This window comes from Stenotrophomonas sp. 05N37 (genome assembly GCF_056397365.1).
Genome location: NZ_JBFTNG010000001.1, coordinates 889,049 through 907,166 on the forward strand (window position 1 = coordinate 889,049; position 18,118 = coordinate 907,166).

The window sequence follows — 18,118 nt, forward strand, 5'->3', positions numbered from 1 at the left end:
CCACGCCATGCGTGGCCGGCGCAACGCCGCCGCCCGGCGCATCCACGCATGGCGTGGATCTACGCAGGATGCGGCACGTCCCCACGTGCCGCATCACCCACCGCGATCAGGCGTCCAGCAATTCCATCCACGCCTGCTCGGCCTTGCCGAGCAGGGTGGCGGTCGCTTCGCGGTCACGGCCAAGCACGGCCATGCGGGTCGCATCGGCGTAATTGGCGGGGTCGGCCAGCTGGCGGTCCAGGTCGGCCAACAGGGCTTCCAGTTCGCCCACCTTGGCTTCGGCAGCGGCCAGCTTGTGCGGGTTGGCCGGCTTCCGGGCCGGCAGCGGCGGCGTCGGCGGCGCCGGTTCCGGCGCGGCGGCGGCCATCTTTTGCTTGGTGCCCTGTGCGGCGGGCCGCGAGCGCAGCCACGCCGCATACGCGTCCAGGTCGCCGTCGAACGGCTCGACCACGCCATCGGCCACGCGCCAGAAGGTGTCGCAGACCAGGCCGATCAGGTGGCGGTCATGCGAGACCATCACGATCGCGCCCTCGAAGTCGGCCAGCGCTTCGGCCAGCGCTTCGCGCATTTCCAGGTCAAGGTGGTTGGTCGGTTCGTCGAGCAGCAGTACGTTGGGCTGCTGGTAGGCGATCAGCGACAGGGCCAGGCGCGCACGCTCGCCGCCGGAGAAGCCATCCACCGGTTCGAACGCACGATCCCCGGCGAAATTCCACTTGCCGAGGAAATCGCGGAAGGTCTGGTTCGGTGCATCCCGGTCCAGGTCGCGGAAGTGCTCCATCGGCGACTGGCCTTCGTGCAGCGACTCCACCGTGTGCTGGGCGAAGTAGCCGATGCGCAGGTCCGGGTGCGCGGCGCGCTCGCCACTCAGCGGGGCCAGCTCACCGACAAGCGTCTTCACCAGCGTGGTCTTGCCCGCGCCGTTCGGGCCCAGCAGGCCGATGCGCTGGCCGGCTTCCAGGCCGAAGCCCACGTTGTGCAGGATCACCGAATCGGCGCCGTAACCGGCGTCGACGTGGTTGAGGCGGATCAGCGAGAACGGCAGCTTGGCCGGCGGCGAGAACTCGATGCGGAACTCGCGCTCGGCGCGCACCGCCTCGGTACCGGCCAGCTTGGCCAGGCGCTTCATGCGGCTCTGCGCCTGGGCGGCCTTGCTGGCCTGCGCCTTGAAGCGGTCGATGAAGCTCTGCAGGTGGGCGCGCTCGGCCTGTTCCTTGTCGTGCGCGATCTGCTGCTGGCGCAGCTGCTCGGCGCGCTGGCGCTCGAAGTCGGTATAGCCGCCCGGGTACAGCTTGGCGCCACCGCCATGCAGGTGCAGCGTGTGGGTGGCCACGTTGTCGAGGAACTCGCGGTCATGCGAGATCAGCAACAGGGTGCCCGGGTACTTGAGCAACCACTGTTCCAGCCAGAACACCGCGTCCAGATCGAGGTGGTTGGTCGGTTCGTCGAGCAGCAGCAGGTCGCTGGGCATCATCAGCGCGCGCGCCAGGTTCAGGCGCACGCGCCAGCCGCCGGAGAACGAGGACACGGCCCGCGAGTGCGTCTCGGCCGGGAAGCCCAGGCCGTGCAGCAGCTTGCCCGCCCGCGCTTCGGCGTCATAGGCGCCGATCTCGGCCATCTTCTGGTGCGCGGTGGCGACCGCCTCCCAATCTTCGCGCGCGGCCGCATCGGCCTCCATGCGCATGACGGCGGCCACCTCGGTGTCGCCCTCCAGCACGAACTGCAGCGCCGGATCGGGCAGCGACGGGGTTTCCTGGGCGACGCTGGCGATGCGGACCTTGCCGGGCAGGTCGACATCACCCTTGTCCGCCTCCAGCTCACCCTTCACGGCGGCGAACAGGCTGGACTTGCCGGCCCCGTTGCGGCCGACCACGCCGACGCGGTACCCCGCGTGCAGGGTCAGGTCGACATTGGACAACAGCAGCCGCTCGCCACGGCGCAAGGCGAAGTTACGAAGGGAAATCATCTTGGGGGGTCCATATAACGGAATGGAATGTGCTGGTAAGCACCCTTCCTGCGACGTAATTCTAACGTTAACGAATACTTGACGCGCCCCGGGATGCGCGGCAGGTCTCGTTCTCTCTCCCACGACCCTGCCCGCGCTTCCCCGGGACCCTCCCGTTGAACCCGCCAACTGACCTGCATATTCACGTAAATGGTTGCTGCTGCAACGTTTTTTGGATTATGGCAGGCATTTGACAAGCGATGAATATCCCGTTAATTCGTTTATTGCGCACCGCAACACCCGCCTTCGCCGACCCCGCCCCACCCCGTCGCGATGTCGTTCCGGTGCCGCGCCATTCCTACCGGAGCCCCACCCTGATGAACCGCAAGACCAGTACGCTCGCCGCCGCCGTCGCTGTCGTCCTCGGCGCGTCCAGCTTCGCCGCCCTGGCCCAGGACGCGCCCGCGCGCACCGCGGCCAATACGCTGGACACCATCATCGTCACCGGCACCCGGGTGGCCGACCGCACCGTGGCCGAGTCGCAGTCCCCGATCGACATCATCACCCCCGAAGCCCTGCAGTCCACCGGCACCACCGAGCTGGCCACCGCACTGGCGCGTGCCCTGCCCTCGCTGAACTTCCCGCGCCCGGCGCTGACCGACGGCACCAGCGGCATCCGCCCGGCCCAGTTGCGCGGCCTCTCCCCGGACCAGGTGCTGGTGCTGGTCAACGGCAAGCGCCGGCATACCTCGGCGCAGATCAACGTCAACGGCAGCATCGGCCGCGGCTCGTCGGCAGTGGACATCAATGCGATCCCGATCGCGGCCATCGAGCGCGTGGAAGTGCTGCGCGACGGCGCCTCGGCCCAGTACGGCTCGGACGCCATCGCCGGCGTGGTCAACATCGTGCTCAAGGGCTCCGCCTCCGGCGGCAGCCTGGCCGTGGATGCGGGCCAGTACTCGGCCGGCGACGGCAACAAGTACCAGATCTCCGGCGATGCCGGGATCGGTTTCGCCGACGGTCGCGGCAGCGTGCACGTGGCCGGGCAGATCCTGCAGCAGGATGAAAGCAACCGCGCCGGTCCGTACCTGGGCACCACGCCCAACACCGGCAACTTCCCCGATATCGGCCAGAAGACCTTCGTCGTGGGCGACCCGCAGGTGGACGCCACCGCCGCGTCGGTCAACGCCAGCTTCCAGTTCAACGACCATGTCTCGGCCTATGCCACGGCGATGGCCAGCAACCGCGACATCACCTCGTTCGCGTTCTACCGCTCGCGCACCAACAGTGGCCAGGGCGCGCTGCTGGCGCAGACCTATCCGGACGGCTTCGTGCCGCAGATCAACCAGTACTCCAAGGACCGCTCGCTGGTGGCCGGGGTCAAGGGCGACACCGACAACGGCTGGACCTGGGACGTGAGCGCCAACCACGGCGAGAACACGATCGACTTCCACACCCGCAACAGCATCAACTACAGCCTCGGCCTGACCAGTCCGCGTTCGTTCTACGACGGTGCGCTGAAGTACACCCAGGACATCGTCAACGCCGATCTGACCAAGTCGCTGGACTGGGGCCTGGCCTACCCGGTCACGCTGTCCTTCGGCGGTGAGTACCGCCGCGAGAAGTGGGAACAGTCCGCCGGTGAAGCCAATTCGTACTTCGGCAGCGGCGCGCAGGGCTTCGGTGGATTCACCCCGCTCAACGCAGTGTCCAACGATCGCCACAACTACGCGGTGTATGCCGGGCTGGAGGCAGACCTCACCGACAAGTTCTCGGCCGGCCTGACCGGTCGCTACGAAGACTACTCGGACTTCGGCGACAAGTTCTCCGGCAAGCTGTCGGCGCGCTACGCGTTCACCGACAAGGTCGCCCTGCGCGCCACCGCGTCCTCCGGCTTCCGCGCGCCGTCGCTGGCCCAGCAGAGCTACCAGGCGGTAACCAGCACGATCGTCAACGGCGCCTTCGTCGAACGCGGCACCTTCCCCACCACCAGCCAGGCCGCGCAGGCATTGGGGGCCAGCCCGCTCAAGGCCGAAAGTTCCACGTCCTACAGCCTGGGCCTGGTGCTGCAGCCGGTCGAGCGTCTGTACCTGACGGTGGATGCGTACCAGATCGACATCGACGACCGCATCGTGCTGTCCACCAACATCACCACCAATGCGGCGGCCAACTCGCTGCTCAGCGGGCTGGGCCTGCCGGGCGTCACCGCGTTCTCCTACTTCACCAACGGCGTGGATACCCGCACCCGTGGCGTGGATGCGGTGTCCAGCTACAGCATTCCCTTCAGCGCCAGCACCCTGGAACTGACCGCGGCCTACAGCTACAACGAAACCGAGGTGAAGAAGTTCATCGCCTCGCCGCCGGTGTTCGGCACGCTGGGCATCACCCAGTCGCTGATCGGTCGCGATGAGATCGGCCGCATCGAGGACAGCTACCCGCGCGACAAGACCATCCTCAGCGGCACCTGGCGCAGCGACCATTGGGACCTGAACCTGGCCGCCACGCGCTACGGCAGCTTCACCGTGCGCAACTCGGCCACCGCACTGCGTGACCAGACCTACGACGCCTCGTGGGTGCTGGACGCGTCGGTCAGCTACAAGCCGAGCGAGAACTGGGCACTGACCCTGGGCGCGGACAACCTGCTGGACGAGTACCCCGACCGCACCGTGGACCTGCAGAACTCCACCTGGGGCATGTTGCCGTACAGCAACTACTCGCCGTACGGGTTCAATGGCGCGTACGTGTATGGCCGCGTGACCTACAAGTGGTAAGTACCTCTGCCTGATGACCACCATGCCCCGGTACGCCGGGGCATGTGCGTTTGGGCCGTGCAAATACGGGGATCTGCGCATTCATCGCTCCGCCCGTCCTTTGTCCGGGACAGCGCATCACCTGACCATGGGGACATACCAGCATCGCCGCACGCAGTGTTTGCCCGGATCGGCCGCATCGGTGAAAATCGGGACATCCCCTATTTCTGCGAGCCCCGATGCACCATGACACCGACCTGATCAACATCGTCGCCGTTGGCCTTGGGCTCGCCTTCATCCTGGGCGCGCTGGCCAACAAGCTGCGTTTGTCTCCCCTGGTCGGTTATCTGGTTGCGGGCATCTGCGTAGGGCCGTTCACCCCTGGCTTCGTGGCCGACCAGGCGCTGGCCAACCAGCTGGCCGAGATCGGGGTGATGCTGCTGATGTTCGGCGTCGGCCTGCATTTCTCGCTGAAGGACCTGATGGAGGTCAAGGCGATCGCCATCCCGGGTGCGATCGGCCAGATCCTGGTCGCCACCCTGCTCGGCTGGGGCTTGGCCGCGTTGATGGGCTGGCCGGTGATCTACGGCGTGGTGTTCGGTTTCTCGCTGGCCACCGCCAGTACCGTGGTGCTGCTGCGCGCGATGGAAGAACGGCGCCTGCTGGAAACCACGCGCGGCAAGATCGCGATCGGCTGGCTGATCGTGGAAGACCTGGCCTGCGTCCTGGCCCTGGTGATGATGCCGGTCCTGGCCGGCGTGTTCGGCCCGGATGCGGCCAATGAAACCCATACCGTCGGCAGCGTGCTGGCCAGCATCGGCTGGACATTCGTGCAGCTGGGCCTGTTCGTGGCGGTGATGCTGGTGGTCGGGCGCCGGGTGATCCCGTGGATCCTCGAGCGCATCGCCGGTACCGGCTCGCGCGAGCTGTTCACCCTGGCCGTGCTGGCGATCGCGCTGGGCGTGGCCTTCGGCTCGGCGATGCTGTTCGGGGTGTCGTTTGCGCTCGGTGCATTCTTCGCCGGCATGCTGCTCAACGAATCGGAGCTGAGCCACAAGGCGGCCAATGATTCGCTGCCGCTGCGCGATGCGTTCGCGGTGCTGTTCTTCGTCTCGGTGGGCATGCTGTTCAATCCGGCGATCCTGATCGAGCACCCGTGGCAGGTACTGGCGACCGCGGCGATCATCATGTTCGGCAAGTCCGCCGCCGCGTTCGTGATCGTGCGCGCGTTCGGGCACCCCACCGGCACCGCGCTGACCATTTCGGCCAGCCTGGCGCAGATCGGCGAATTCGCCTTCATCATCGCCGGCCTCGGCGTGACCCTGAAGATCCTGCCGCCCACCGGCCAGGCGCTGGTGCTGGCCGGTGCGCTGATCTCGATCATGCTCAACCCGCTGGTGTTCGGGCTGCTCGACCGTTGGCTGGCCAAGCACCAGGAAACCACCCCGACCGCCGTCGAGATCGAACTGCCGCCCGGGCCGTCGCTGGACCTGCACGACCACGCCATCGTGATCGGCTACGGCCGTGTCGGCAGTGCGCTGGCCCAGGTACTGCGCGATCGCGGGGTACCGGTGCTGGTGATCGACGACAACAAGGAACACGTGGCCGAGGCGCACGCGGCCGGCCTGCCCGGCATCCGCGGCAGTGCCGCCTCGGACAAGGTGCTGGCCGAGGCCCATCCCGAGCGCGCCAAGATCGCGGTGCTGGCCATCCCGCAGCCGCTGGAAGCGGGCGAAACCCTGGCCAAGCTGCGCGCGCTCAACCCGGGGCTGACCCTGCTGGCCCGCGCGCACAGCGATGCCGAAGTGAAGCATCTGCTCGAGCACGGCGCCGACGGCACGGTGATGGCCGAACGCGAACTGGCGTATTCGCTGGCCGAGATGGTGATGGCCACCCCGCCGTACCGCACTCTGGGCAAGCACAGCATCCCGGTGGTGTGAGGGATCACCAAGGCAATGCCCCGTCCACGCGTGGCGTGTCTACGCCCGCGCATGGATCCGCGCCGTGCGTGGATGCCGTTTTCTCAGGTGCCAGGGCGCTCCACCGGCACGCAGATATCGGCACGCAGGATGGCCTCGGGCACCTCTTCCGGGTCATCCAGGTAGTGGTAGTAAAGCTCCGCATCGCGGAGCACGTGGCCGCTGTCGGGCAGCCAGTCCCGCAGCAGTGTGTCCGTAGCCACCTCCAGGCGTGCGTAGCGGCCCACGTGGCGCAGCACTGCATACGCGCCCCCACCCAGCGTCAGTGTCTGCAGCGGGTCCGGTAGCGCCTGCGGCGTGCGCCCAAAGCCCATGCCGCAATCGAACACGCACTCGCCCGCCGGCACATCGCGGTGATCGGTGCGCGCAATGCCCACCAGGTGCTGCAGCTGCTCGGCCCAGCCCTGCTCCGCCGCCCAGGCAAAGACCTCGCCAAATGCCTGGTCCAGATCCTCGAACGCACCTTTCCGGCGCAGCGCCACCACATCGAAGGGTTCCAGCGTGGTCACCGTCACCCGCAACGGCACCCGCTCGTCAGCCTGGTCGCCGACCGGCAGCGACAGCTGCTGCTGCCAATGGCTGCGCAGCCCGGCATCCTCGCGCAGCGCACTCGGCGTGGCATCCAGCGCCTGGCGACAGGCACGGGCCAGCGCCTGCGGACTTTCATAGCCGACGTTCAAGGCGACCTCGGTCACCCGGCTCTCCGCGTGGCCGAGCAGCTGCAGCGCCTGCAGCAACCGCAGGCGGGCCACCGTGCGCCCGGGCGTCTCGCCGGTCAGCGCGCGGTACAGTCGATGGAAGTGGAACGGTGACTGGTGCGCGATCGCGGCCAGTGTCTCCAGATCCGGCAAGGGATCGCCCGCACGCAGGCACGCTTGCAGATGGGCGATGACGCGGTCGATACCGTGGCGTTGGCGGACCTGGGCGATGCGGCTCATGGCGGGCTCCCTCTCAAGGTGACGCTCAGGGTGCGTCATCCCATGGGCCGCCGCGTGGCCGATCTTGCGGAGTTGGGGGAACGCCAGCCGATGCTAACCCCGCCGGTAGCGCCACGCCATGCGTGGCTGCACCTTCGTCCGTCACCGCCCAGCCACGCGTGGCGTGGCGATACCCCCATTGCAGGAACGGCACGGTTTGGAGGGAAAAACCCCACGACGGCCGGCCCGCACCGGCCGCCGTGGGTCCCGCCTCTACGCCTTGGACAGGGCCTGGGCCAGGTCGGCCAGCAGGTCGTCGATGTGTTCGATGCCGATGGACAGGCGAACGGTGTCTTCACTCACGCCGGCTCTCTGCAGCTCGGCCGCATCCAGTTGCCGGTGCGTGGTGGAGGCCGGATGCGTGGCCAGCGACTTGGCATCGCCAAGGTTCACCAGCCGGGTGAACAACTGCAGTGCATCCAGGAAGCGCGCGCCGGCCGCACGCCCGCCGGGCAGGCCAAAGGTGAGCACGCCGGAGCCGTGGCCGCGCAGGTACTTCTGCACCAAGGCATGCTCAGGGTGATCGGGCAGCGCCGCGTAGTTCACCCAGTCGACCTTGGCGTGGTCGCGCAGGAACGCGGCCACCGCCAGCGTGTTGGCGTTGATCCGGTCCATGCGCAGCGCCAGCGTCTCGATGCCTTGCAGGATCAGGAAGGCATTGAAGGGCGAGATCGCCGCACCGGTGTTGCGCAGCGGCACCACACGTGCGCGCCCGATGTACGCCGCCGGGCCAAGCGCCTCGGTGTAGACCACGCCGTGGTAACTCACGTCGGGCTCGTTCAAGCGCGGGAAGCGCTGCTTGTGCTCAGCCCACGGAAAGCGTCCGGAGTCGACGATCGCCCCGCCCAGGCTGGTGCCATGGCCGCCCAGGTACTTGGTCAGCGAATGCACCACGATGTCGGCACCGAAGTCGAACGAGCGCTGCAGGTACGGGGTGGCCACGGTGTTGTCGACGATCACCGGCACCCCATGCGCATGGGCGATCCTGGCCACCGCTTCGATATCGGTGATGTTGCCGCGCGGATTGCCGATCGACTCGACGAACACCGCCTTGGTGCGTTCGTCGATCAGCGCGGCGAAGGCGTCCGGGTCGTCGTAGGCGGCGAAGCGGGTCTGGATGCCGAACTGCGGCAGGGTATGCGCGAACAGGTTGTAGGTGCCGCCATACAGCGCGCTGGAGGAGACGATGTTGTCACCGGCTTCGGCGATGGTCTGGATCGCGTAGGTGATGGCGGCCTGCCCCGAGGCCAGCGCGAGTGCGCCGATACCGCCTTCGAGCGCGGCGATGCGCTGCTCCAGCACGTCGGTGGTGGGGTTCATGATGCGCGTGTAGATATTGCCCGGCACCTTCAGATCGAACAGGTCCGCACCGTGCTGGGTATCGTCGAAGGCATAGGCCACGGTCTGGTAGATCGGCACCGCCACCGCGCGGGTGGTGGGGTCCGGGGTGTAGCCGCCGTGGACGGCGATGGTTTCCGCCTTCCACTGCGGTGCTGGGGCCTGCCCTTGACTACCGTGCTCTGCCATCACGCCTCCTCCGGTTGAATGCGGACGATAGCGCAGCACAGCACCGCCGCACGCGTCGGCTCATGCCGATTACGCATGGGCTTGTAAGCGGCGGTGATCTACGCTCCGGCCGGCACCGCTGCATCAGGGACAGGGGTGCTGCGCTTCCTTCTCATTGCAGACCTTCACCTGGCCGAGGTAACGCACCCAGGTGGTCATCTGCTCGCGATCCGGGACGAAACGGAAGGCCTTCTGCACCACGTACAGACTGGCCTGGCCCTGGATGCCCTTGAGCCAGGTGTACTCCGGCTTGCCTGTCTGCGCGTTGTTGGGGCAGATCATCTGCGCCACCGCAATCGGATAGCCGTTCTCCACGTCCTCAAGGATCAAGGTCACGCTGGCCTCCGGGCAGGCCTGCATCCAGCCCTTGCCGATGATGTCCAGAAATTCGCGCGGCGGCACGTGCGCCGAGTCGCGGAACTGCTGCACGGTGAGCAATTCCGTCCAGTGCTGCACGTCCTCCCCCTTGGGAACGAACTCGAGGATCCGGTTGCCGGAGCCGGGCTGGGTCGCCTCATAGCCCTGCACATAGTCCGCGGTGGTGGGGCGCAACAACACTTCGGAACTTGCTGCGGTGGCGGCCTCCTGTGCGTGGGCCGTTGCCAGCATCGACAAGAGAGTGGCAAGGCAGCCGGCGAGGGGCAACGTGCGAGACATGGGCAATCCTTGTGGAGTGAATATCCGTGCTGATCCTCAGCGGCCTGGAAACCACGGGCCAGTGGGGCGAAGGAAGCGTAGCGCGGCAAGGGGGGATGCAGGGGAAACCGCGTCTCGCAGGGCGCAATTTCAGAGATTCCCTACCCTTCTGCCGGCTTGGAATCGCGCACAATTCTCTCGACAAGCCTGACATCGAACAGGGTGGGCACAGCCCCGTCCCGGAGTGGCAATGAACGCAACTGCCCCAGTGGTTCAAAGAGTGCGGCGCCGCCTGAGCACGGGCGCAGTCGTGTTGGCCGCTCTTCTGCTAGCAGGCTGCTCTGAGCCAACGTATCCACCCTATGCGCTTGATCCGCTCCCGAAGGATGCGGTTGAAATCCTCATCAACGTGGATAACGGGCCCAACGGCCTGGAGGCACATCAAGCACGCGCCTCTTACCACGTGGCCAACCAGAACTGTCTGCCGGAGGTCACCAACCTTCAAGGTGTGCAGCGGGCGCCAGCAACTTACGCGGTCACCTTGCCGGTCAGGGACCTGGGTGATGGCAAGTATTCTTTCGTCCTGTTTCTCGATCGGATGTCCGAGAAGGATTACTACGGGCGTGGCCCCTGCCGCTGGGAGCTGGCGCTGGCCTGGGCCGATTTCGAGTTACCCGATGTCAATGAGCGCGTCTACTTCCGCGCGAGCTCCACAAGTGAAGCGCTGGAGCAAGGCGTGGTGACACGCTACCTGCCAAGGCATGTCCATGCACAGGACAATGGAAGGCCCTACCTGGCGAACAGCATCAGCGAAGACGAGCTCGATTCGCTTGCACAAGCGCTCAAGCAAGAAGCCTTCAGCATTCACATGGCTGCAGCCAGCAAAGCACGCCTGAAATGAATCCAAGGACCCACGTCAAACTATCCGACGTCGCACATACCTCACCGACCATGGGCCACGATGGGAAAAACGCTCCCGTCAAAGTGGATGGCATCACGTAGAAAGCCATCGCACGCAGAGACACCTGCTGCGGAGAAAAGGGAGCGAGAGATCAGAGCGCCGCAACAAAGACATTCATGGTCGCGCGGGCGCGGATTCGGCACCGAGGGCCCGTACCGCGAAGTACGCCCCCGCCCGTAGGCAGGGGCTTGTTCACGGGCGCCGGGCTCAGCCCTTCACGAACACCAGCTTGCCCTCGGCCGCATCGACCTGGATCACGTCGCCGCTGAGGAACTCGCCGGACAGGATCTTCTGCGCCAGCGGGTTTTCCAGCTGCGACTGGATCGCACGCTTGAGCGGGCGCGCGCCGTAGACCGGATCGAAGCCGACGTTGCCCAGCAGCTGGAACGCCGCATCGCTCACCTCGATGCGCAGGTTGCGCTCGGCCAGCCGCTTCTCCAGGCCCTGCATCTGGATGCGGGCGATCTGCTTGATCTGCACCTTGTCCAGCGGGTGGAACACCACGATGTCGTCCAGGCGGTTGATGAACTCCGGGCGGAAGTGCGCCTGGACCACGCCCATCACCGCGGCCTTCATCTGCGTGTAGGCCTCCGGGCTGTCATCGCCGCTCATGTCCTGGATCTGGTGCGAGCCCAGGTTGGACGTCATCACGATGACGGTGTTGCGGAAGTCCACGGTGCGGCCCTGACCGTCGGTGAGGCGGCCATCGTCGAGCACCTGCAGCAGGATGTTGAACACGTCCGGGTGCGCCTTCTCCACCTCATCCAGCAGGATCAGCGAATACGGGCGACGGCGCACCGCCTCGGTGAGGTAGCCGCCCTCTTCGTAGCCCACGTAGCCCGGGGGTGCACCGATCAGGCGGGCCACGCTGTGCTTCTCCATGAACTCGCTCATGTCGATGCGGATCATCGCGTCGGTGCTGTCGAACAGGAACTCGGCCAGCGCCTTGCACAGCTCGGTCTTGCCCACGCCGGTGGGGCCCAGGAACAGGAACGAGCCGCTGGGACGATCCGGATCGGAGAGCCCGGCGCGCGAACGACGCACGGCATCGGACACCACCTTGATCGCCTCTTCCTGGCCCACCACGCGGTCATGCAGCATGTCTTCCATGCGCAGCAGCTTGTCGCGCTCGCCTTCCAGCATGCGGTTGACCGGGATGCCGGTCCAGCGCGAGACCACTTCGGCAATCTCCTCGGCGGTGACCCGGTCCTGGACCAGCTTGAACTCGGTGGTCTCCACTTGCTGCGCCGCGGCCAACTGCTTCTCCAGCTGCGGCAACTGCCCGTACTGGATCTCGCTCATGCGGCCAAAATCCTGCCGACGCTGGGCCGATTCCAGCTCCAGCCTGGCCTGCTCGATCTGCTCCTTGATCCGGGTGGCGCCCTGCAACGTGGCCTTCTCCGACTTCCAGATTTCGTTGAGGTCAGAGAACTCGCGCTCCAGCGCATCAATATCGCTTTCCAGGTCGGCCAGGCGCTGGCGCGAGGCCTCGTCCTTTTCCTTCCTGAGCATCTCGCGCTGGATCTTCAGCTGGATCACGCGACGCTCCAGGCGATCAAGCTCTTCCGGCTTGGAGTCGATTTCCATGCGGATGCGCGAGGCGGCTTCGTCCATCAGGTCGATGGCCTTGTCCGGCAGCTGGCGGTCGGCGATGTAACGATGCGACAGCGTGGCGGCCGCGACGATCGCCGGGTCGGTGATTTCCACGCCATGGTGCACGGCGTACTTTTCCTTGAGCCCGCGCAGGATCGCAATGGTGTCCTCCACGCTGGGCTCGCCCACCAGCACCTTCTGGAAGCGGCGCTCCAGCGCGGCATCCTTCTCGATGTACTTGCGGTACTCGTCCAGGGTGGTCGCACCCACGCAGTGCAGTTCGCCACGGGCCAGCGCCGGCTTGAGCATGTTGCCGGCATCCATCGCGCCATCGGCCTTGCCCGCGCCGACCATGGTGTGCAGCTCGTCGATGAACAGGATCACCTGCCCTTCGCTCTTGGCCAGGTCGTTGAGCACGGCCTTGAGGCGCTCTTCGAATTCGCCGCGGAACTTGGCGCCGGCGATCAGCGCGCCCATGTCCAGCGACAGCACGCGCTTGCCGCGCAGGCCTTCGGGCACTTCGTCGTTGATGATGCGCTGGGCCAGGCCTTCCACGATCGCGGTCTTGCCCACGCCGGGTTCGCCGATCAACACCGGGTTGTTCTTGGTCCGGCGCTGCAGCACCTGGATGGTGCGGCGGATCTCTTCGTCGCGGCCGATCACCGGGTCCAGCTTGCCGCTCTCGGCGCGCGCGGTCAGGTCGATGGTGTACTTCTCCAGCGCCTGGCGCTGTTCTTCGGCGTTTTCCGACTGCACGCTTTCACCGCCGCGGATCTTGTCGATCGCCGCGTCGATGCGGGTCTTGTCGGCACCGGCGGCGCGCAGCGCCATGCCCAGCGTGCCGCTGTCGTCCAGTGCGGCCAGCACGAACCACTCGCTGGCGATGAAGGCATCGCCGTGCTGCTGGGCCAGCTTGTCGGTGTTGTTGAGCAGGCGGTTGAGGTCGTTGCCGATGGACAGGTTGCCTTCCTGCCCGGAGACCTTCGGCAGCGCATCGAGCGCCTCGTTGAGGCGTTCGCGCAGCACCGGCACGTTGACGCCGGCCTGGGACAGCAGCGGGCGCGTGCTGCCGCCCTGCTGGTCCAGCAAGGCGGTGAACACGTGCACCGGCTCGATGATGTTGTGGTCGCGGCCCACGGCCAGCGACTGCGCGTCGGCCAGCGCCTGCTGGAAACGCGAGGTGAGTTTGTCCATCCGCATGGGGAGTTCCTCTTTCGTGTCATGGCCAGCGTGGCTGGCAGATGTAACGGATATGCGGTTGTCGCGCAGTGATTCAAGACAAATCGGCACTGGCAATACAGCGTCGGTATTGCCATACTTGCGAATCATTCTCATTCCCATCAATACGGGTGCGGCGCCGTCCGCGCTCCCAAGGCACTCCCATGCAGGCACAGCGCGAGCACCTGGTCACCCTTTACCGGGACCACCGCAGTTGGTTGCATGGCTGGCTGAGCGGGCGCGTGGGCTGCCGCGAGACCGCCGCCGATCTCACCCAGGACACCTTCATCCGCCTGCTCCAGGACCGCGACCTGGCCGCCCTGCGCGAACCCCGCGCGTTCCTCACCACCGTGGCACGCGGACTGGCCGCCAACTGGTTCCGCCGGCAATCGCTGGAGCGCGCCTACCTGGACCAACTGGCCGCCCTGCCGGAGGGGGTGGTGCCGTCGCTGGAAGACCAGGCGCTGGTGCGTGAAGCGCTGCAGCAGATCGATGCGATGCTCGATGGCCTGCCCGTGGCGGCGCGCCAGGTCTTCCTGCTGGCCCAGTTCGAGGGACTGCGCTACGAGGCCATCGCACAGCGGCTGCACCTGTCGCTGAGCACGGTAAAGCGGCACATGAAGCGGGCGTTGGTCGGCTGCCTTGCCCATGCCGGCTGAACACCTTGGCAGCGGCGAGCCCCTCCCGCGCGAGGCGCTCGAACAGGCCGCCGACTGGCTGCTGCGCCTGCATGACGATGACAGCCCGGGCACGCGCGCCGCCTGCGAACGCTGGTGTGCGCAACACCCCGACCATGCGCGTGCCTGGCAGCGCGCACGGCGCCTGCAAGCGCTGGTGGCGCAGGTACCCGGCGACTGGGCATTGCCGGTACTGGGCCGGCCGCAGGATCGGCAGCGTCGCGCAGCGATCAAGCGCATTGGCCTGTGGATGACGCTGGTGCCGGGCGCCTGGCTCGGGTGGCAGATGGTTGCGCGGCCCTCGCCCGGGCAGGCCGAACGGACCGCCATCGGCGAGCGGCGTCGCGTGATCCTGCCCGACGGAAGCGCGCTATGGCTGGACACCGACACCGAGGTGCGCGTGGAGGTCGATCCGCTCCACCGTCGGCTCCGGCTCGAGCGCGGCCAGCTGCAGGTGGACACCGCCGTGGATCGTCATGCGCCCGCGCGTCCGTTCGAGGTGGTTACCGTACACGGTCGGGTACGTGCACTCGGCACGCGCTTCAACGTTCGCCTGTCGCCACACCGCACCCGCCTTGCCCTGTTCGACGGCGTGCTTGAAATCCACGCAGGTACCCGTCCTGCGTGGCGGCTGGCATCCGGGCAGCAAGCCTGGTTCGACACCGCGGGCCGCCACGCCAGCGAGGCGCTGGATGCCAGCGTCGCCGCCTGGACCAAAGGCATGCTCGAGGTCGATGCCCGGCCGCTGGGCGAGGTGCTCGCCGCGCTGTCCCGATACCGCCGGGGCGTCCTGCGCTGCGACCCCCGGATTGCGGCGATGCCGGTTTCCGGCGCCTACCCGCTGGACGACAGCGAGCGCAGCCTCGGCCTGCTCGAAGCCACCTACCCCGTGCGGATACACCGCAGCGCCGGCGGGTGGTGGGTCATGTTCGCACCGCGTTGAGGGTTCGCGGCTGGTTCCTGCGCCGGGTGACACTTTTTCCGTGTTCGCGGGGCAAGTAGGGGAATCCTTCTCATTCCATCGCCCTCCATGACCTCCCGTCCTGCCCTGATTGCCCGCAGCGCCCTGTCCTTGGCCCTGATGGCCACCCCGATCTTCGTCCATGCCCAGGCCACGCCGCCTGGCCAGGCCCACGCCGCGGTGCCGCTGGGCCGCGCCCTGTCCGGGTGGGCCGGCCAGCACGGCGTGGCGCTCGCGTTCGACCCGGGACTGACCGCCGGGCGGCAGGCGCCCGCGCTGACCGCGGGGACGACGCTGGAGGAAGGCTTCGCCCGCCTTCTCGATGGCACCGGCCTGCAGGCGGTACGGCGGCGTGATGGCAGCTACGCCCTGGAGCCTGCCGCCGCAGTGCCAGCGCCGCGCGGACGGATGCCGGCGCTCAAGGTCGGCGGACTCACCCAGCCGGCGTTCCGCTACAGCGAGGGCCTGGCCCTGGAAGCGGATTACCTGCAGGCGCAGGTCGCGGGCAACGGCGACATCGGCAGCATGCTGCGCATCAACCCCGCCGTGCAGTTCGACAACGCCCAGCTGAGCAGCTATACGCCGGGCGACATCAGCCCGGCCGAGATCAGCATCAACGGAGCGCAGTTCTACCAGAACAGCTTCCTGGTGGATGGCATGAGCTTCAACAACGACATCGATCCTGGCCAGGAAGGGTCGCCCTACCGCCTGTTCGCCGCGCCCGGTGGCAGCCAGGCGCTGGCCCTCGATACCGACCTGCTCGACACGCTGACGGTGCTGGACAGCAACGTCCCGGCCGCCTATGGCGGCTTCTCCGGGGGCGTGGTCGACGCCAGGCTGCGCCGCCCCAGCGACGCGTTGTCGGGCAGCATTTCGCATCAGATCACGCGGTCGGCATGGACGCGTTACCACATCGCCGAAGCGGACGCGGAGAACTATGCCAACGCCTCGTCGTGGGGCGACGGCCAGCCCGAGTTCGACAAGGCCATCACCCGCATCACGCTGGAAGGCCACCCGAGCGAGCGTGTCGGCCTGCTCGCCAATGTCACCCGCAAGCGCTCCACCATCCCGACGTACTTCTATTCGTCCCACCTCGTGGACGACTACGGTCGCGAGAAGGCGATGCAGCGGCGCGAAACCACCCAATCGCTGCTGAAAGGCGTATGGGACGTCAACGAACGGCTGACCGTGGATGCCACGCTGACCCACACGCCAACGGAGAACCAGTTCTTCCGCTCCAACATCCGCCATGCCGGCATCCGGATCGAGACAGGCGGCACCCTGGCGTCGTTGCGCGCGGCATGGACCACGGATTGGGGCACCGTGACACAGCAACTGGGCTGGTCGGACACCGAACAATCGCGCGATGCCGAGCAGGACGACTACATGACCTGGTCGCGCTCGACCAGCAAGGACTGGGGAACCACCGCGCTTACCCTCGAAGGTGAATTCGGTGATATCGAACAGCGCCAGAAGCGACTCCAGTACAAGCTCGACCTCAAGACCGATGCCCTCCAGGCATTCGGCGGGGAGCATCGCCTCGGTGCCGGCGTGTTGCTGGAACGCGATGACTTCCGCTACGCGCGGCTGACCGAGAGCAGCACCTACACCACGCCCGCGCGCACCAGCACCTGTACCAACCGCGCCGGCGTCACCGATGCCCTGACCTGCGCGATGGGCACCACCGCCAGCGGCTGGCCCGGCCAGTACCTGACCCGGCGCACCCGCTACACCACCGGTGAGATCGGCTTCGACACCGAAACCTACGGCATGTATGTCGAAGACGACATGCGTTTTGGCCCGGTCTCGGTGCGCCCCGGCCTGCGCATCGAGCGCGATACCTACATCGGTCGAACGACCGTTGCCCCACGACTGGCCGCCAGCTGGGCGGTCCGCGACGGCACCCTGCTCACGGCGGGCGCCAACCGCTACTACGATCGCGACATCGCCACCTGGCGGTTGCGCGACGGCGTCAACCGCCTGCGCTACAACAGCGAGCGTCGCACCAGCCTCGACAGCGACTGGACCGTGGGCACCCAGGCCAGCAACGACACCCATTTCGATCTGGACCGGGTCGGATACGCGGACGAGTTGATGCTGGCCCTGCGCCAGGACTGGGCAGGTCTGCGCGTCAACCTCAAGGTGGTCAACCGCAGGTACCGCGACCAGGTGATCAAGGTGCAGGGCCGGACGCTGGACCAGCAGGCCGACGACCCGACGCTGGCCACCAGCTACGACACCTGGACCAATGGCGGCCGTGCCGAGACCAACATCTACTCGCTCACCGTGCAGCCGCTGCGCAATCTCGCCTGGGGCGGCACGCGTTCGACGGCGCTGCTCGCGCTGGACTGGACCGATCAGCGCAGCACCCTTCCCGAATACGATGACCAGTCCGATCTGTTCTACCAGAATCCCTGGATCCGCTACGACGGCGACTTCATTCGTTACCGGGATCTGCCGCCGGACAACTACAACCGCCCCTGGACCGCGCGCCTGAGCACGATCACCCGGATCGACCGCTGGAACCTCACGGTGAGCAACCTGCTGCGTTACCGCGCCGGCTACCGGGCCATCCGCGATACCGGCAGGAACGTCCTGTTCGACGGCGAGGCCGCGCGCGTGTGGGAACAGCAGTCCTATTCGCCCGCGCTGACGTGGGACCTGCGGTTGGCCTGGGAGCAGCCGTTGCCCTCCAGCGCCGGCCGCATTTTTGCCAACGTCGACGTGACGAACCTGCTCGACAAGGCCAACGCCTATGGCGAGTCGAGCAGTGCCACCCGCACGGTGCTGTACGAAACCGGCCGCCAGTTCTGGCTGGAGCTTGGCTATCGTTTCTGACTGCGCGAATCGCCGCCGGC

Annotated in this window: 11 protein-coding genes; 6 read left to right on the top strand and 5 right to left on the bottom strand. The window is 67.0% G+C overall.

The window, feature by feature from the left end; genetic code table 11:
- Positions 1-106: 106 nt before the first annotated feature.
- The gene (locus AC1DGC_RS03940; RefSeq protein ID WP_259206376.1) at positions 107-1,963 is read right to left on the bottom strand and encodes an ABC-F family ATP-binding cassette domain-containing protein; all 1,857 of its coding nucleotides are present in this window, start codon (positions 1,961-1,963) and stop codon (positions 107-109) included.
- Between the two features lie 356 nt (positions 1,964-2,319).
- On the opposite strand from AC1DGC_RS03940, the gene AC1DGC_RS03945 reads away from it, so the two are divergent.
- Positions 2,320-4,713, top strand: a complete 2,394-nt coding sequence (locus AC1DGC_RS03945) for a TonB-dependent receptor plug domain-containing protein (protein ID WP_259206377.1) — start codon at positions 2,320-2,322, stop codon at positions 4,711-4,713.
- A 218-nt stretch (positions 4,714-4,931) separates the two neighbouring features.
- Positions 4,932-6,632 (top strand): YbaL family putative K(+) efflux transporter, encoded by a 1,701-nt coding sequence (gene ybaL / locus AC1DGC_RS03950; RefSeq protein WP_259206378.1) that lies wholly within the window; start codon positions 4,932-4,934, stop codon positions 6,630-6,632.
- An 83-nt stretch (positions 6,633-6,715) separates the two neighbouring features.
- On the opposite strand, the gene AC1DGC_RS03955 is transcribed toward ybaL, so the two are convergent.
- The 3 genes from AC1DGC_RS03955 to AC1DGC_RS03965 form a co-directional block, all read right to left on the bottom strand.
- Entirely contained in the window at positions 6,716-7,609 is an 894-nt protein-coding gene (locus tag AC1DGC_RS03955; RefSeq protein ID WP_394161177.1) for an AraC family transcriptional regulator, read from the bottom strand.
- Between the two features lie 252 nt (positions 7,610-7,861).
- Positions 7,862-9,175, bottom strand: coding sequence for an O-acetylhomoserine aminocarboxypropyltransferase/cysteine synthase family protein (locus AC1DGC_RS03960; protein WP_478047255.1), 1,314 nt, complete (start codon positions 9,173-9,175; stop codon positions 7,862-7,864).
- 123 nt (positions 9,176-9,298) lie between these two features.
- Positions 9,299-9,871 (bottom strand): hypothetical protein, encoded by a 573-nt coding sequence (locus AC1DGC_RS03965; RefSeq protein ID WP_478047256.1) that lies wholly within the window; start codon positions 9,869-9,871, stop codon positions 9,299-9,301.
- A 229-nt stretch (positions 9,872-10,100) separates the two neighbouring features.
- On the opposite strand from AC1DGC_RS03965, the gene AC1DGC_RS03970 reads away from it, so the two are divergent.
- Positions 10,101-10,751: a hypothetical protein gene (locus tag AC1DGC_RS03970; protein WP_478047257.1), complete on the top strand. Its 651-nt coding sequence runs from the start codon at positions 10,101-10,103 to the stop codon at positions 10,749-10,751.
- A 267-nt stretch (positions 10,752-11,018) separates the two neighbouring features.
- Here the strand turns inward: AC1DGC_RS03970 and clpB are convergent, their stop codons facing one another.
- Positions 11,019-13,604 carry an ATP-dependent chaperone ClpB gene (gene clpB, locus AC1DGC_RS03975; RefSeq protein WP_259206383.1) on the bottom strand — a complete coding sequence of 862 codons (2,586 nt, stop codon included), beginning with the start codon at positions 13,602-13,604 and terminating at the stop codon, positions 11,019-11,021.
- A gap of 182 nt (positions 13,605-13,786) precedes the next feature.
- On the opposite strand from clpB, the gene AC1DGC_RS03980 reads away from it, so the two are divergent.
- The 3 genes from AC1DGC_RS03980 to AC1DGC_RS03990 all read left to right on the top strand — a co-directional run bounded on the left by AC1DGC_RS03980 (position 13,787) and on the right by AC1DGC_RS03990 (position 18,098).
- On the top strand, positions 13,787-14,281 hold the full coding sequence (locus tag AC1DGC_RS03980; RefSeq protein ID WP_259206384.1) for a sigma-70 family RNA polymerase sigma factor: 495 nt from the start codon (positions 13,787-13,789) through the stop codon (positions 14,279-14,281).
- Complete coding sequence (locus AC1DGC_RS03985) at positions 14,271-15,242, top strand: FecR domain-containing protein (RefSeq protein WP_478047258.1); 972 nt, start codon at positions 14,271-14,273, stop codon at positions 15,240-15,242. The genes AC1DGC_RS03980 and AC1DGC_RS03985 overlap by 11 nt, the downstream gene beginning before the upstream one ends.
- A gap of 87 nt (positions 15,243-15,329) precedes the next feature.
- Positions 15,330-18,098 (top strand): secretin and TonB N-terminal domain-containing protein, encoded by a 2,769-nt coding sequence (locus AC1DGC_RS03990; protein WP_478047259.1) that lies wholly within the window; start codon positions 15,330-15,332, stop codon positions 18,096-18,098.
- The last annotated feature ends 20 nt before the right edge of the window (positions 18,099-18,118 follow it).

Bases quoted from the DNA above. Each gene is read 5' to 3' on its own strand.
- AC1DGC_RS03940 (WP_259206376.1), bottom strand. From the start codon at position 1,963: ATGATTTCCCTTCGTAACTTCGCCTTGCGCCGTGGCGAGCGGCTGCTG.
- AC1DGC_RS03985 (WP_478047258.1), top strand. From the start codon at position 14,271: ATGCCGGCTGAACACCTTGGCAGCGGCGAGCCCCTCCCGCGCGAGGCG.
- AC1DGC_RS03955 (WP_394161177.1), bottom strand. From the start codon at position 7,609: ATGAGCCGCATCGCCCAGGTCCGCCAACGCCACGGTATCGACCGCGTC.
- ybaL (WP_259206378.1), top strand. From the start codon at position 4,932: ATGCACCATGACACCGACCTGATCAACATCGTCGCCGTTGGCCTTGGG.
- AC1DGC_RS03990 (WP_478047259.1), top strand. From the start codon at position 15,330: ATGACCTCCCGTCCTGCCCTGATTGCCCGCAGCGCCCTGTCCTTGGCC.
- clpB (WP_259206383.1), bottom strand. From the start codon at position 13,604: ATGCGGATGGACAAACTCACCTCGCGTTTCCAGCAGGCGCTGGCCGAC.
- AC1DGC_RS03970 (WP_478047257.1), top strand. From the start codon at position 10,101: ATGAACGCAACTGCCCCAGTGGTTCAAAGAGTGCGGCGCCGCCTGAGC.
- AC1DGC_RS03980 (WP_259206384.1), top strand. From the start codon at position 13,787: ATGCAGGCACAGCGCGAGCACCTGGTCACCCTTTACCGGGACCACCGC.
- AC1DGC_RS03960 (WP_478047255.1), bottom strand. From the start codon at position 9,175: ATGGCAGAGCACGGTAGTCAAGGGCAGGCCCCAGCACCGCAGTGGAAG.
- AC1DGC_RS03965 (WP_478047256.1), bottom strand. From the start codon at position 9,871: ATGTCTCGCACGTTGCCCCTCGCCGGCTGCCTTGCCACTCTCTTGTCG.
- AC1DGC_RS03945 (WP_259206377.1), top strand. From the start codon at position 2,320: ATGAACCGCAAGACCAGTACGCTCGCCGCCGCCGTCGCTGTCGTCCTC.